The organism is Legionella sheltonii (genome assembly GCF_026191355.1).
In the GTDB taxonomy this organism is placed as follows: Bacteria; Pseudomonadota; Gammaproteobacteria; order Legionellales; family Legionellaceae; genus Legionella; species Legionella sheltonii.
Genome location: NZ_JAPHOQ010000003.1, coordinates 267,898 through 283,772 on the forward strand (window position 1 = coordinate 267,898; position 15,875 = coordinate 283,772).

Sequence of the window (15,875 nt, forward strand, 5' to 3'; positions counted from 1 at the left end):
TTCAATATGGAGCACTATAGTGGCAGTAAAAAAAAATTAGACGATTATGTTAAATAATTGATCGGTTAATTTAAAATAGTTTGAGGTTAGTTTATTAATCTAGCAGCTGTTTGAAGCCAGCATTAATAAGCACTTGATGATGTTTACTAAAAGATTTTTCAGGTATAGCTAGCCAGAGTAGGTGACGAGGACGGGTCATAGCGACATATCCAATTTTTAAAAGTTCACTGTTGTAATCCTTTCCTTTCAGTTTATTTAACAGAGGGGCTAAGTGTTTTTCTGTCATTATATAAAGAATTGCGTCAAAGGTATCGCCCTTCACCCCATGAACAGTGTCTATATGTATTCCAGTCTGGTTACTTGGAACTATATTATTGGAAATAGGGACGTCAGTAAGACCGGCATTGTTTATAGAATTACCCAGTCTTTCAGGGCAATTGAATCCTTCAATGGAGGACAATTCTTGACATAGGATTTGAAGAGCATTTTTTAGTTTAGGGTGCCATTCACTTTTAGCTTTTAAAGCGGTGTGGGGAAGGCCGTTCTCAGGATCTTTTACAAAATTCCATAACTTTTTCCTGAACTTCTTACGGAATTCACTTTGACTGTTATTCCTATCTATTTCTTTCCACTTTTGACTAGCTTTACACAAATATAAAACAAGCTCTGTACACTGTTCATAAGCACCGAGTAAATCTTTATGACAGTCTCTTTGCAAGGCTGCTTTAGCAAACCTATGAGTAATCGTAGCCTTATAAGTACTATTATCTCCAAGCAATTTTCTGACCATTTCTCTAGATCTGGCTACAACTGCACAATTATTTATGTTTAATTTATAACTAATTATGTGTTCATTAAACTTTTGAACGGCAGAGTTAACTTCATTTATATCATATTTAATTAAAAATACTCCTTGCCACGCTTCAGAACATACATTTTCGGAAAACATATCAGCTGAACTGCCAAAAATTTTGGTTGCAGCAACTATGTCTTGATTTGATCGAATATTCTTAGAAATTTTCTTGTTATCTACGTTATGCCGTTTTGCGTGCTGATTCAAATGATCGGCATTACCAATATCAAATTTAAAAATAGCTTGGTCTGGGTCTCCTATCAACATAAGCTTAGAGCCTAATTGCTCCAAGTGACATAAAATTCGTTGTTGCCATATATTAGTATCTTGCGCCTCATCTACAATGATCTCGGGGAAGCGTCTAGCTAGAATCTTACTTAGATTAGGGATCTCATCTAAGACCTTGGTACCCCAATATCGCGCATGATCATGCGTGTATAAACCTTGTTTGCCCAAAATTATTAGTTTTTGTAGAGCTTGAGATTGATTTATAGGGTAAGAAATACCATTTTGGTGAAAATAAAATAATGGTGCGTCTCCTTCACTTATCCCTATTTTAAGCTTAGCTATACTAATAGGGATATGTCCGTAAGGTTTCTTTGGAAAAGATACATTCAATTGATCCTGATTATTGAGAAAGTTTTCGTGTCCACTAACTAACGTTGGCGGACATTCAGATCCCATGACGATATGGCCAAAATTAGAAATTAAAAATCTTGTTATAAACCCGTCTAAAGTACCAACGAAATGGGGAGATTGCGGCAAGGATGAATATCCTAATTCTTTGAACTGTTTTTCAAAGCTCTTAATGGCTATATTGGTATGTGATAGGAGAGCAATGCCTGAATATTGAGATTTCCAATTTCTAATACGATCAGCCATTCGTAGAGATACCGTAAATGTTTTGCCACTGCCGGGACAAGATATAATCGCTGCAGAGCTTGATGCGTTTTTAATAATATCTTGTTGTTCGAGGGTTGCCCCTGAAAGTACATTATTAAAATCCATCATTTTCACTCGAATGGGATATAATATTTTCAGCCGTTATAAAATTTATTGCATTAAGAATATAATCTGGAACAATAAAACTTGTATTTTCTTCCAGTAAGTTAGATAGCTCTTGCGCAAATTCGCCTTTTGATCTGCACGAATGTATAAAACTAGAAAAAAACATTTTAGTTTTTTCCAAGTTGTTTGGAGCACTCTGTAATCTTGCCTCTAGATCCTCCCCAACTCTAGGATGGCAGGTTTTAAAAGCTTTTATGAGTACTGGTAAATTTTCAGGGTAAAGTGCAAGATCATACTCAAATGTTTTCTGAGACAAAAAAACCTTTATTAAATCTGTTTCTTTAGCTTTCAGTGCTATTGCTGTTGGTGAAGAAATAACTATCTCTTGAGCGGTAGGATAGTTATCTTTTGACGGATCTGAGTCTGTAATAACAGCGCATGGTATTTGAATACCTTTCTCGGAGAGAATAGAAAGGAAGGCATCAAAATTCAACCCTTGCACATTTACTATTGAGACCGATTTTTCTTTAAGTTCAATATCCATGGTTTTAGCAAAAAGAGATATAAGCATCGCCTCGGCAATTCCTTCAACCATGATTATTTTTTTAGCAAAAAATAGTTCAGCACGAGTTGCGTCTAAATAGCGCTCTAATTTTTTCTTATACTGATTATTTTTTAGTGACGCAATACTAAAACATTTTCCAATTCCACAAAGGCTCACAATACTATCCAACGGAGCTTGGCTAGCAAATATGGGTGAATGAGATGTAACAATTACTTGGACAGCTAAAGATTCAGGCTGTAGTTCATCCGAATTTATATTATCAGATTTATGTGCATTAATTGGGTTTGCTTGTTCTTTTAAATGTTGCAATAAAAGAACCTGTAATTGTGGGTGGAGATGGGCTTCTGGTTCTTCAATAAGAAGGGCTCGATAGGTTGCTTTATGTTCGCGTGTTAGTTGGCCAAGTACCGCAGCTGTAAAAATAACATTATTATATCCAAGCCCATTTTGCTCAACATCCATGCCCTCGATGAAAAGAGCAAGTCGCCCAAGAATTTTATTAAACTCTGTTCCAGAGAAGGACAATTCAATTTGTCGATATAAATCCTCACCGGTTATATCCTTTATTTTTTGGTTAATAGCTTCTGATGCTTTTGAAACAGGGGGTTGTACCTTTAGTTCCTCATCAACATTTTCTACAAGGCTGATTAATCTTTCTTCATCATCTTTAGATGAAAAACATTTAATGAGTCTAGCAATCTGGCTTGTGTAGCCAGGTTTTAACCCTTCTGTTGGATTTCGAAGAGGAGGAAGATATACACTAACAAGTTCTTCAAGTATTTCGCTTGATAGAGTTTGATTTTCATGTGCTCCGCACCATTTTTTGGAAATTAAACGCCTTCCATATTTACCCGGTGAAAGTCGCACAAAGAAATGTGCTTGAAATCTTTCTTCATATGGAATTAATGCTTCAATGAAAATAGCCTCTTCGTCTCTGGTTAGTCCATCAAATATATATTCCAACTCAATAGGACTATCTGGATTGCCTGTACAGATATCTAGATCAGTAAGATTTAGATTTTGCTGATCAATACTGGGTAATAGAGCACGTAACGCATCTATTACAGTGCTTTTTCCGATATTATTTTCACCTACAATGATATTCAAACCCATTCGAAAATTTATTTCGCAAGAGGACATAGAACGAAAATTTTTAATACTAAGCTTTGCAAGATACATTCCAATGCCCGTCCTTATGATATTGAATAGCTTGAAGGAATAGCTGTAACTAAATCTATCGGACAATTGGGAGAATTCTTTAATGAGTAGGGGGAAGGTAAATGTATTAAATTGAGCGCTAATGATTTGTTGAAAACACTATCTTTTGTTGCTATGCGTTGGGATTTGTTATTTCTGAGTGCCCCATCAGTGCCCCTCAGAGGTATTCAATTTGGCAAATTACATGTAACTACTTGATTTTGTTGGTGGGCCCACTAGGATTTGAACCTAGGACCAACGGATTATGAGGAATATGTTAAAAGTCTAAGGGCAAGATAAAGGCTATAGTGATTCCTGTTGAATACCTTTTAATTTATTAAATTTGTTTAAGGTATCTTTAGTTATTTGAACGATTTTATCATCATCAAAATTAAATTTATCAACGGCAATTTCTTTGATGATGCCATTAATTTGAATAATGAGTTTTTGGCAATACTCTTCAATGTTTGTAGTCTTCTGCTCATCTTTATTATCAGACTTACTGTTCATCACCATCAGTCCAATTTCAACAAGCCGTGTTGTCGTATAAGAGAGTGAATCATTCTCCTTACCGGCTATTTTAATTATTTGTTTATGAAGATTGTCAGGTAAGGTCACGGTGATTCTAGCCATAATATAACCTCTTTTGCGATTGTGTTGGTTGTCTGGCTGATGCATCCATGCACGCCACCCCTAATCACAATTAGATCATATTAGGCTATATATTTCAACTGGTTACGAGTACCAGTATGCGGATCTGCATCAGATACAACTTACAAAATATTTAAAAGTGATGCACATTTGCATACTGGTTTTTGATTGCTAATTAGCAAATATTTAGAATTTCGCATTAGATTCTTGCAAATATTACTTTATCTTGAATAAATACAATGAGTTACACATACTGCAACCAGTTGCGAAAGGTGTGCTGTTTTCTTTTTTAGAGTTGTCTTGTTCATTAATTCTCAGATCAAGTTTTATGTGAATCTGACTATTTTTTATTAAGCGCGGATCAATTGCGTGTTTGTGATTTAATGCCGAATCTAAATTTTAGCTATCAATTTACACCATGATCTCCCGGTTTAACCCACTCTATTCTTTGCTTGTTTCCAGATAGACATCAACTCATCAAAAGTGTGTCCTTCCAAATTAATGAGTTTCTTTTCATGAGCAATCATTTTGACAGCGCGAAGCCGCCGCTCAAATTTTTCTAAGGTTTGTTGTAGTGTATCTTTGGGATCTAATTTACAAAATACACACAGTGAAAACACGGCATGCAATAGGTCACCTATTTCTTCCTGCAAAGCAGATGAGTTATCATTAATTCCTGCTTTTAAATGCTCATCGACTTCAATACACTCACTTTGGATTTGAGTCATAATCTGATCGGTCGTTTCCCACTGAAAACCAAATTCAGTAGCTTCATTTTCTAATGCTGCAATTTTTTCTAATAGATTCATTAATTATTTCCACGTTATTCTTGTCTACCACGTAAATATAAAACTTTTGTGTTCGATCCAGGATTGACTCGTTCTTCCGTTTCAAAAATCTCCGGTTTTCCCTTAACCAAATCACTCAGCTTTTTGAAACCATAAAGCCTGGAATCAAAGTCTGGTTTTAACTTAGTTAAATAGCCACCAAATGTTCCTATGTATGCCCAACCAGTATCATCGTATGAGTTATTTAATGCTTCTAGAATAAATTCTTTTGGAAATTCTTGTGCTGAGGGTTCATTAGCTTTTGCTTGTTTAACAGGCTGCTTTCTCTTTTTTGACTGGCTAATTAATTGATCAGGTGGTGCTACAGGGCGTAGTACTTCAGTGAAAATAAATTTATTGCAGGCATTACGAAATGCCTCTGGTGTTTTTTTTTCTCCAAATCCAAAAACTTGCAACCCTTCTTCACGAATACGGTTAGCAAGACTTGTAAAATCACTATCACTTGACACGATACAAAAACCACCAAAACGATGCGTATAAAGTAGATCCATAGCATCAATAATAAGTGCACTATCTGTTGCATTTTTTCCAGAAGTAAAAGCAAACTGCTGTACTGGTTTTATAGCGTATTTATGCAATACCTTTTTCCATTGTGCGCTAGATGGTAAGGTGAAATCGCCATAAATTCTCCTTACGATAGCATCTCCATAACCAGCAATCTCAGTTAAAAGACCATCAATAATAACTGCTCGAGCATTATCAGCATCAATAAGTACAGCTAATTTTAACGCGGCTTCATCTGTTGTAATTTTTGTCATGCTAATTGACCTGTTTTATAAATTATTTATTTTTGGAACGATAAAATTTACACTCAACACCATGACCAAGTTCATCTTTATAATATTCCATACCACACTTCTCCATTACTCGATGTGATGCACTATGTTTGAGTGGCGCAAAAGCAATAATATAATCAGAATTGATATTTATTTTACTCCATTCAAGAAGTGCCTCTAGTGCTTCAGATGCATAACCCATACCCCAAAATTTTCTTACAATAAGGTATCCAACTTCAATTTCCCCTGTTTCAATTGGCCCAAATCCACATCGTCCAATGAATTCATGAGTCACCTTATTGAATATAACAAAACCAGGCAATCCTTTATCTCCATAAAGGTTCATAATCTGTTTTATTCTTCGCTTAGTCTGCTCGCGATCTTGTGTTCCATCAGGAAAGAATTTTCTAACTTCTCGGTCTGCATGAAGCTGAGCAACTTGATCTAAGTCCTCATCATTAATTAAACGCAAAAGCATCCTTGGTGTTTCAATTTTAATGGTCATATTGGTTCACTTATAATCCTATATTTTCTATATATTGAATTTCTTCTTGTGTAAGCTCAAAGTCATATATGTTTAAATCATTATCCATGTGTTGTTGATTTGTAGTGCCGGTTAAAGGCAATATCCCCACTTGGTTTGCAAAGCGAAATATAATTTGCGGGATGGTTTTATCATATTTTACAGCAAGTGATTGCATGTGAGGGTTTAATAAATACCGCTGATTCGCAGTGAGCAAAGAAAATCCTTGATAGATAATCTTGTTTTTTTGACTAAATGTCCTAACGTCTTGATCCCATTGTGTTATGGCGAAACATCTATTTTGTATAAACGACGGCTTTATAGAGACTTTTCTATATAGTTCTTCAACTTGTGCCATATTAACGTTAGAAATGCCGAGAAACTGTACCTTTCTACTACACACCAGCTCTTCCATGGCCTGCCAAATTTCTAAATCTGCATCGATTATTCCATGAGATAGTGAAGGGCCATGAAGTATATAGGCGTCAATGTAGTCTGTCTGTAAATGTTCTAGTGAGCTTGCAAAGGATTGCTTGACCTGGTTGGTCAATGAATCAAATTCATCATAAGGTTTTCTATGATCTTGGCCATGTACAGAGGTAAATTTTGTTTGTAGAAATAAATCACTGCGTGTTTTTTGACTAGTTGTTAAAAATTGATCAATTGCATCACCCACGGCTTCTTCAAAATAATGCCTACGTTGATTGGCAGTATCAATCCCTCGAAATCCTGAGTTGAGTGCCTGGAGCACCAAACGTTTTGTGTCATCTTCTTTCCATGCTGTACCATATAAAATAGGGGGAGTGGTTGATGTGTCGTTTTTTTTTATATTCATAATGCCGCCTCCATTGGTGTCACAGCATAACCAAGCATTATCCTCCTCAAAATATAGAGGTATTTTTCGGAGGATAATGAGCTAAGGAACAAAGCCATTAATAGACCCTGTGTCAATTTTATTTTGACTTTGAGCTTTCCACAATTGAGCATAGGCACCATTTTGATTTAGTAGTTCATTGTGGGTACCTTGCTCAATAATCACACCTTTAGCGAGTACCAGAATATTATCTGCATGCGTTACTGTAGAAAGTCTATGTGCAATAATAAGTGTTGTTGTGTTGATCGATATCTGTTTGAGACAGGTCTGAATGTCTTTCTCTGTTTTCATATCCAGTGAAGATGTTGCTTCATCAAAAATAAAAATTTTAGGTTTTTTAAGCAGCATTCTAGCGATGGCCACTCGCTGTTTTTCGCCACCAGACAATTTTAATCCGCGCTCACCAACTCTGGTTTCTAACCCATCAGGCAGTTTTGCCACGAACCTGTCAAGATGTACTGCTTGTATTGCATCCGCCAATTCATCATGAGTGACATGCGGATTTCCATATATCAGGTTATTTCTTAAGGTATCATTGAATAAAGCAGTTTCCTGAGGAACAATACCGAGTATTGCTCTGAGTGATGCATGTTGGATATTGCTAATATTTTGCCCATCAATCTGAATACTCCCCGAATTCAAATCGTAAAGCCGAAAGATTAATCTTGCGAGAGTGGATTTGCCGGATCCTGAGGATCCAACGATTGCAGTAGTGGTACCGGGTTCAACTATAAAGCTAACGTCATCAAGAATTTTTCGATGTTCATTATAAGTAAAATGGACGTGATCAAATTGGATTTTTCCTTCTTTGTACTTAAGTATTCTGGCATTGGGTTGGTCTTGAATATCGATAGGAATTTTCAGCAACTGAATCGCGGTTTGAAAACGAGCTAAATCATCTCGGGTAACACGAATTCGATAGCCTAGCATGGATAATGGCAGCATGAACATGAATAAATAGCCATGGACCAGTACAAAATCTCCGACATTCATGCTCCCTGCAATGACTCGGCTGCCAGCAAGTAAGAGCATAATAATAACACACATACCGACAATGACATTTTGCATAAGATGAATTTTTGCATCGGCATTTAATGCTCGAGTATCTGCACAGGCCTTTTCTTGTAATTTTTGAGCAGCTGTATTGATTTCATCCTGTTGGGTATTAAAATATTTCACGGTATCCGCATGCAACAGGCTTTCCACCAGATAGGCGTTTGCAGATGCATCTTCATTGTTTTGCTTCATTCTGCATTTTACAATCCATTGAGCGGTGTAATAGCTTAGCAAGATATAAGAAACCAGCATCAACAATAGAACCAATCCAAAAAAAAGATCATAAAAATAGCTCAAAAAAATCATAGCAAAAATTATTTCTATAAGAACCGGCAATATCATCACAACAGGTCGACCAATAAGATCAACAGCAGACGAGTGTGAACGTTCTATGATTGTAAGAATTTCGCCTGATTTACGTTCTCTATGAAATTTTGTGGAAAGCGCTTGTACGTGATCAAAAAGTTCTAAACAAAATTTTCTCGCCCCTTCTAATTCTACAGGAAAAGCTATTACTTGACTGAGGGTGATACAAGCTTTGGATGCACCCCAAACCGATGCATAAGTCAGAATGATGACTAAAGGGGTGCTGTTTAAAAATAGGGCATGTCCAGAGAGTGCATTAATGGCTTCTTTTAAAAAAATGGGGACACACAAATTTAGTGCAATGGAAATCAATATAAATAAGAGAGCCAAGACAACGTGAATTTTTCCTCTTAGGCTGTTCTTTGTCCAAACGCAAGGCCAAAGATAGTAGATAGTTTCTTTAATGCTTGGTAAACTTTCATTCATCATGATGCACTCTTTTGCTGCTGGCTATTCCACATGGAGTAATATAATCCCTTTTTCTCGATTAATTCTTGATGCGTTCCAGCTTCTACGATTTCTCCGTCTTGTAAAACAAGAATGTTGTCAGCATGAATAATCGTACTCAAACGATGTGCAATGACTATACTGGTGGTATGTTTTGTAACTTCCTCAATATTTTCCTGGATATTTTTTTCAGTCTGCGTGTCGAGCGATGCGGTTGCTTCATCAAATAACAAAATACTCGGGTTGCGTAATAAACATCTTGCTATTCCAATCCTCTGGCGTTCTCCTCCTGATAATTTAAAACCCCCTTCACCGATGTTGGTTTCAATTCCTTTGGGGAGGTTTTTTACCATCTCTTCCAAGTGCGCCAGTTGGATTACGTTATTGATTTCACGCTCGGAGATATTTAGAGCACCGTAGCAGAGATTAAACCTCAACGTATTGTTGAAGAGTAGAACTTCTTGTGGAACAATTCCGATTTGTTGGCGTAATGAATGCTTGCTCACAGCAGTAATATCCTGGTCATCTATGAGTATTTGTCCCTGAGTGACTTCAAATAATCCCAGCAATAATCGTGCAATCGTTGATTTACCCGATCCGCTGGGTCCCACAATAGCTGTCATCTTTGCGGGTGGAACTTCGAAGCTTACATTTTTTAAAATGGGGTGTTCTGGTTGGTAACCGAAAGTGACGTTTTTAAAGTGAACATGCGGGCCGGTAATGGATAAAGGTTTTGCATCAGGATGGTCTTGTTCAACTTCATCGGTTTGATCTAATAAATAGGCTGAATATTCTATTTTGGATAAATCATTTTTGGTATCTCGCCAACGCACACTAGCTTCGCTTAAAGGTTCAAATAACTGTAATAAATAGCCATTAATCAGGACAAAGTCACCAATTTTTAACTGTCCAATTAAAATTTGGTACCCTACTTTATAGGACAAAAAGGCAAGACCCCCCGCAATAATGAGTGTTTGTATCACCAAAAATGTACCGTTTCCACTAAATAATGCTGTATTTGCATGAACGCTTTCTTGTAAAAATTGGTCTATTTTTTTATGTTCTACGGTTTGACTGTTGTAGTATTTTACAGTTTCTGTGTTGAGTAGGCTGTCGGTAATTGCGGAACTTACATTTAATTCAGCAATGCTACAATTTTTTTGCAGGACTGTGGATTTTTTTTGAGTGAGTCCATTAAAAACAAGATAGATTCCCAAAATAATAATTAGATAGAGGCCATAGCTTAAGCCATAGAAGTGCCAAATGATTAAAAAAGCGAAGAGAATTTCTAAAAAGACAGGCACAATCCGAAACAATATGTTCGAGATAAGCATCGCGATTGCAAGCTGTGCGCGACTGATAGCGCTGGTTATTTTTCCGGTTTCCTTATCCAGATGAAATTTGTAATTTAAAGCATGAAGGTGTGCAAAGACATGAGTACTATAATCCGCAATTGTTGTACTTATGTTTACAAAAGAAAGCATCTCGCGAATTTTTTCACTGCATCTTGCCAACATCCAGAGTAATCCATAACAGCAGATCAGCGAGATAATCATCATGTTCGATGTCATTATCGTACCGGATAATGCAGTTACTATATCTTTAAAAAAAATGGGTACAATTAAATTTAAGGCGAGTGTTGTGAAAACCAAAAATAATGAAAATATGACCCGAAACTTTTTTTTAAAGTTATTTTTCGGCCAAAAAAATGGAAAAAAATGGGATATTATCTGTAAACTCGTCAAATAGAGTCCTTATTGATTATTATCATATGATCGAAGAGGATAACATTAAATAATTTAGGAAGTAAAAAAACCGTAGACATTGAGGCAAGCGCAAAATAATTTGTGTTCAAAAAAACATACATTTGTGGAATAATGTGAGTCAATTCGTAATGATATTGTATGCACTGACATGTTATTTGAAATAAAAGATTTCTTGATAATGGTTGATTTTTGATAGGATAATGATTTAAATTTTTATAAAATAAATAGTGCAAAATTTTGATTACCAAATTTTGGAGGGACTATGGAATTATTAGATGCAGTTGAGGCATTGGTGAAAAATCCACTCCTTGATACAGTGGTTTTAGAGGATTGGGTTTTAAGTAAAAGCTTGGTTGAATCATATAAAAACTCAGATACACATAAGATCAGGGAGTTAATCACTGATAAAAAGAATTTTTCGGATATGAGCCATGTGATCCCGTATCCGGATATGAGCCATGTTTTTCCGGTGACCAAATAAGGATTTAAGTGAAAGTTGTAGCGTTAGTTGGTACTGGAATTAAAACAATAGCTCATATTACAGAAGAAGCAAAAGGATATATTTCTACTTGTGATAAGGTAATCTACTTAGTTAATGAACCCTTGCTAGAGCGCTATATTCGTAAATTAGCGAAATCATCAGAGTCACTGGATGAAATATACTTTAACTCTAAATCAAGAGAAAGTGCTTATAATAATATTGCACAATATATTCATAGCGCGATAGAAGATGTACGATCATTATGTGTTGTTATATATGGTCATCCATGTGTGTTTGCTACTCCTGGCTTGCTCGCTTTGTCTATGCTTGGTGATAGCATTAAAACAGTGGTGTGCCCTGGTATTTCAACTCAAGATTGTTTATATGCCGATCTTAGGTTTGATCCCGCATCTGGAGGTATCCAATCCTTTGATGCTACGGAATATCTTCTATATGATAAAGTAGTAGATCCTTCTTCTCATGTAGTAATTTACCAGATTGGTATGGTTGGAAATCTGGGTTTACCAACAAATAAAATCAATTTTGAGGCTCTTAATTTTATTAAAAAAAAATTAATCGAACTCTATAAAAAAGAAAAAAAAGCGGTTATTTACGAAGCTGCTCTTTATCCTGGTACTCATCCAAAGATATCTGAATTTGATTTAGAGCAACTTGATAGGCAAGAGTTAACAACACTGTCTACTTTGTATATTCCTCCCGATAAAATACAACGAATGCCGAGTTCTGATGCATTAAGGTTATTAAATCAAGTGGCATAGTTTAGTGGATGTATCTAATTTTTATTTAATGTGAGGGATTACAATGAGCTCAACAGTCAGCTCTTCTAAAGTAGGGTTCTCTTTTAGTGATTTACCAGTCACTTGTAAATTATTATTGGCTCTTTCTTTTATAGAGGCTATTGGAGGCGGCCTATCTTACCATATTGCGTATTTTTTTAGTGTAAGCACCAATTTTAATAAATTAAATATAGGCTTCTTAGGCTTTTCAATGGGGATTGGAGCTATTTTGGGCAGTATATGTGGTGGATACGTTACGGGAAAAGCACAAGCAAAGGGTATAATTGGGGCAAGTTTCTTACTCATGGGCGTTGCATTTGTTATTCTAGCAAAAGTAAGTTCTTTTCATTTATCTGTTGTCTTTGTATTGTTAATGGGATTTGGGATCAACTTGTTCATCACTTGCAGTAACTCATCTTTCTTGCAGATTTCAAAAAATACCAATCACAGTTTAACGATTGCCCAATCCTATAAAAATGCACTGGAAAATACTGGTGGTATTGTGGCAATGGTTTTGATAATGCTTTTAGCGCAAAATCATTTTAAATTAGCAATGACTTTGGTCGGCGTTACTTTGATATTGTTTTCAATAGTTATTTTTCTAAAATTAGAAATCAGTAATCAGGATGTGGCTGCAAAACCCAGTGATAAAGAAGAAATTGAGACAGTCTATAGCTCGCTTATTCCAATGTTATTTTCAGTATTTTGCATCGGTTTAACTTATGGGATACAAAAAACAGTACTAGGCATTCACTTAAACGAAACAATAGGAAATTCTTTAATCATTGGATTTTTTTTCGCAACTGATCCCATTTTAATCGCATTATTTCAAGTAAAATTATCAAAAAGGATTGAGCGATTCAATAAACATATAGTTGCTTGTATCGGCTGTATTTTATTAGGGGTGTCAACGTTTGCTATGGGCCTGTCTTCTACAATACTAGGAATGTTTTGTTCGCTTTTAGTATTTACTCTTGGTGAAATGTTGTTTATGGCGTACTCCGTTGCATTATGTCATCAATATGGAAGCTCTAACCACAGTGGCCTAGGTATTGGGGCGTGGCGCAGCGCATATGCATTAGGCATGATGATTGGCCCTCTCATATCAGGAGTAGCAATGTATTATTTCAATGCCCAAAGTGCTTGGACAATATCTTCTTTGCTGTGTTTCATGAGTGCCTTCTTAGTATTTAATTCTAAAAGAGCACAGCGATTAGAAGCTGTTTATTGAGATGCATCCTTTAAAAAAAGGCGCATCTTGACAAAAAGTGTCATTACTTAAATGATGCACTCCAGAGTCATTTTGGAATAAATTATCAATGTCCGAAAGCCAATTTTTTTTATTCTCAAATCCATGGTAATAAAGAAATTGAGCTTTTTTGGCCTTTTCTTCAAGAATTGTATCAGCCCATTCTTCATGACTAGAAGAAAATAATTCTTTATATTTATTTGTAACGATTTTTATATTTTCAAGCTCAGAAATTAGAGTTGCTCTTTTTCTAGACAACCCTTGGTATGGTCTAAAAATAGGATGTTGAAGGGAAAAATATACCGGATTTTTTTCAACATGTTTTTTAGGTATTAATATAGAGGGGTCTGTTTTTAGCTTATAAATGTCTTTTAAAACGTAGGCTATCCATGATGCAGGCAAGAACTCATCGGTATTGGTAAACGAAAATCCATATTTTTCACCTATGAGAATTTCAAAGATATATTTAGCGGTATCTTGAATAAAAAAATCTCGTTCTAAATTTGATTTATCAAAAGCAACCCTAAAAATATGTTGATAATAGTCTCCATAGTAGGTGTAAGCATAATAATGTAGATAATATTTAAAGAAATATTTATTAATATTGATCCACTCAGGATTATTAACAATGTTTTCTATCCATTTTTCAGAAAAGTAAACGATGGAGGCCCGCCACTTACTTTCAGAAGGGCAAGATTGGTAAATTCGTTTAAAGAATTCACTGTGATCATGGTATGAATTGGGGATGGTGCAATCAATTCCAGATCGAATAAGACGATTATGGCTTCTTTTGCATCCAATGTTTTGTGTTACAAGAGTGGTTTGTGCCCCAGCTTTTACAGACAGTATGCCATTAGGCAAGTATCGTTTAAGTGGTTTTATCTGGGTTACATGTCCAATGTTAAAAAAATCCCCTTTCTTATCTATGTAAACAGGATGCGTTTCATTTTCTGAATCACCTCTTAAGTACCATTCAAAGCACTTATCTAATACAAGACCTAATGGACAACTGTGAAATCCATAAAAGAGGTCTTTAGTAATTGGTTCTTGAGATGAAAAATTATTAAGAGTTTGAAGCTTTCCTTGGTGCGGAATATAAAAGGTTTCAGAATCACCAATTAAATCACCATATCCAAAGTTAAAAACATATAGTGGGAAATCTTTTCCTGGCGCAATTTCATCAACTAAGAAAAAAAACTCAGGATTAGAGCGTTTTACTTCCTCTCTAATTTCATCCCAACAAACTCTAGTAAAATTCCTACAAAATTCCATATTAGTCTTTTTGTTAATTAAGTTGCTTTTTATTTTGAATTAAAATGCGTATTTGCCAAAGATTTTAGTGATATAAATGACAAACATATTATGCTCTAATCAAATCAAGCTTGTCAAATAAGTAAAGTACGTTGTTGTTGTCGTAATAAGGATTTTAATCATGAAGATTGTAAGTGAACAGGTTATTAATGGAGAGCGTATTGCGACTCAGGTTATTGATACAATCTTAAGCAGTACAGAACACAATCTTGTTACATTATCCGATATATTTGGGATATCTTTAAATAAGCTTGTTCTGAAAAAGGGGTTTTCAAATGATGAGATCTTAATGATTGTAAAGATAGGAAATTCTTTATTCATTAATTAATAAAATACTTTAGCCCCATTCTTTACCCAACCTATTATTTGAAACATTGATGCTGATTCAAATCGAATTTGTGGCCAGTCCGGATTGATAGGTGAGCATATAAACGTATTGTCTTCTGAGCTTATTTTTCTAAATAAGTTCTCTTCTGTAGCGTTAATATGAATCAGTACTAAATCGCAGTGGTTCTGTTTTTCTTTACAGAAAGTAACTAGGTCACCTGCATTATAAATAGGAGACATACTTTTATCGTGCACAATAAAAGCAAAATCATCATGCGTTATGTTGTCTTGAATTGATGAAGGTATTGGGAGATAACCTTCAATTTTAGATGAGGCATTGATTATAGGGATCGTTTGGAAGGGATGATCCTTCATAGGTTTGTGGTCAATATCTAAAAATAATAACCATGTTGGAGAAACACCCAATGCACTACCGAGTATTTCTGCATCTTTAAACCTGGGCGTTCTTGTTCCTCGTTCCCAATTACTAATTCGTTGCGCTGAAAAACCAGTGACTTCAGCCAACTGCACTGCAGTGAATTTTTTGTTTTTTCGCGACTCTTTAATTCTTAACCCTATTTTTAATTTTATATCCATATAAAAACCTTGCAAAATAAACATAATTGTTTATTATAAACGTTATCGTTTATATTTGTGTGTATTGTTTACCTAGCGTTTATTATACACATAAGTTGAATGAACAGTAACAAATAAACAAACCGATTTAGATAAAAAATATGCTTAGGCGTTTTCTGTAGCTATTTACAGAATAAGTTGAAA

15 protein-coding genes are annotated in these 15,875 nt (G+C 35.3%); 4 read left to right on the top strand and 11 right to left on the bottom strand.

What is annotated here, in order from left to right:
• Positions 1–94 precede the first annotated feature (94 nt).
• The 9 genes from OQJ26_RS05000 to OQJ26_RS05040 all read right to left on the bottom strand — a co-directional run bounded on the left by OQJ26_RS05000 (position 95) and on the right by OQJ26_RS05040 (position 10,909).
• Entirely contained in the window at positions 95–1,864 is a 1,770-nt protein-coding gene (locus tag OQJ26_RS05000) for a UvrD-helicase domain-containing protein (protein WP_131774922.1), read from the bottom strand.
• Entirely contained in the window at positions 1,851–3,605 is a 1,755-nt protein-coding gene (locus OQJ26_RS05005; RefSeq protein WP_131774921.1) for an ATP-dependent nuclease, read from the bottom strand. Before OQJ26_RS05005 ends, OQJ26_RS05000 begins: the two co-directional genes overlap by 14 nt.
• Positions 3,606–3,926: 321 nt before the next feature.
• Complete coding sequence (locus tag OQJ26_RS05010) at positions 3,927–4,256, bottom strand: hypothetical protein (protein ID WP_223499473.1); 330 nt, start codon at positions 4,254–4,256, stop codon at positions 3,927–3,929.
• A 449-nt stretch (positions 4,257–4,705) separates the two neighbouring features.
• Positions 4,706–5,083 (bottom strand): MazG nucleotide pyrophosphohydrolase domain-containing protein, encoded by a 378-nt coding sequence (locus tag OQJ26_RS05015; protein WP_045096113.1) that lies wholly within the window; start codon positions 5,081–5,083, stop codon positions 4,706–4,708.
• Between the two features lie 14 nt (positions 5,084–5,097).
• Positions 5,098–5,880: an NYN domain-containing protein gene (locus OQJ26_RS05020; RefSeq protein WP_010947780.1), complete on the bottom strand. Its 783-nt coding sequence runs from the start codon at positions 5,878–5,880 to the stop codon at positions 5,098–5,100.
• A 22-nt stretch (positions 5,881–5,902) separates the two neighbouring features.
• On the bottom strand, positions 5,903–6,403 hold the full coding sequence (locus tag OQJ26_RS05025; protein WP_131775092.1) for a GNAT family N-acetyltransferase: 501 nt from the start codon (positions 6,401–6,403) through the stop codon (positions 5,903–5,905).
• A 10-nt stretch (positions 6,404–6,413) separates the two neighbouring features.
• Positions 6,414–7,256 carry an aldo/keto reductase family protein gene (locus tag OQJ26_RS05030; protein ID WP_131775091.1) on the bottom strand — a complete coding sequence of 281 codons (843 nt, stop codon included), beginning with the start codon at positions 7,254–7,256 and terminating at the stop codon, positions 6,414–6,416.
• Between the two features lie 81 nt (positions 7,257–7,337).
• On the bottom strand, positions 7,338–9,146 hold the full coding sequence (locus tag OQJ26_RS05035) for an ABCB family ABC transporter ATP-binding protein/permease (protein WP_131775090.1): 1,809 nt from the start codon (positions 9,144–9,146) through the stop codon (positions 7,338–7,340).
• Entirely contained in the window at positions 9,143–10,909 is a 1,767-nt protein-coding gene (locus tag OQJ26_RS05040; RefSeq protein ID WP_131775089.1) for an ABCB family ABC transporter ATP-binding protein/permease, read from the bottom strand. The genes OQJ26_RS05035 and OQJ26_RS05040 overlap by 4 nt, the downstream gene beginning before the upstream one ends.
• A gap of 283 nt (positions 10,910–11,192) precedes the next feature.
• Between OQJ26_RS05040 and OQJ26_RS05045 the strand changes: the two genes are divergently transcribed.
• From OQJ26_RS05045 to OQJ26_RS05055, 3 genes are read left to right on the top strand one after another with little or no spacing between them, the layout of a single operon-like run.
• Positions 11,193–11,411, top strand: a complete 219-nt coding sequence (locus OQJ26_RS05045; protein ID WP_058492587.1) for a hypothetical protein — start codon at positions 11,193–11,195, stop codon at positions 11,409–11,411.
• An 8-nt stretch (positions 11,412–11,419) separates the two neighbouring features.
• Positions 11,420–12,190: an SAM-dependent methyltransferase gene (locus OQJ26_RS05050; RefSeq protein ID WP_052673936.1), complete on the top strand. Its 771-nt coding sequence runs from the start codon at positions 11,420–11,422 to the stop codon at positions 12,188–12,190.
• A 43-nt stretch (positions 12,191–12,233) separates the two neighbouring features.
• A complete protein-coding gene (locus tag OQJ26_RS05055; RefSeq protein ID WP_131775088.1) occupies positions 12,234–13,439 on the top strand; it encodes an MFS transporter in 1,206 nt (401 codons plus the stop codon).
• On the opposite strand, the gene OQJ26_RS05060 is transcribed toward OQJ26_RS05055, so the two are convergent.
• Positions 13,422–14,729: a hypothetical protein gene (locus OQJ26_RS05060; protein WP_131775087.1), complete on the bottom strand. Its 1,308-nt coding sequence runs from the start codon at positions 14,727–14,729 to the stop codon at positions 13,422–13,424. The genes OQJ26_RS05055 and OQJ26_RS05060 overlap by 18 nt on opposite strands.
• A 160-nt stretch (positions 14,730–14,889) precedes the next feature.
• Between OQJ26_RS05060 and OQJ26_RS05065 the strand changes: the two genes are divergently transcribed.
• Positions 14,890–15,096: a hypothetical protein gene (locus OQJ26_RS05065; RefSeq protein WP_021436844.1), complete on the top strand. Its 207-nt coding sequence runs from the start codon at positions 14,890–14,892 to the stop codon at positions 15,094–15,096.
• On the opposite strand, the gene OQJ26_RS05070 is transcribed toward OQJ26_RS05065, so the two are convergent.
• Positions 15,093–15,692, bottom strand: coding sequence for a helix-turn-helix domain-containing protein (locus tag OQJ26_RS05070; protein ID WP_015444252.1), 600 nt, complete (start codon positions 15,690–15,692; stop codon positions 15,093–15,095). The genes OQJ26_RS05065 and OQJ26_RS05070 overlap by 4 nt on opposite strands.
• Between the last annotated feature and the right edge of the window lie 183 nt (positions 15,693–15,875).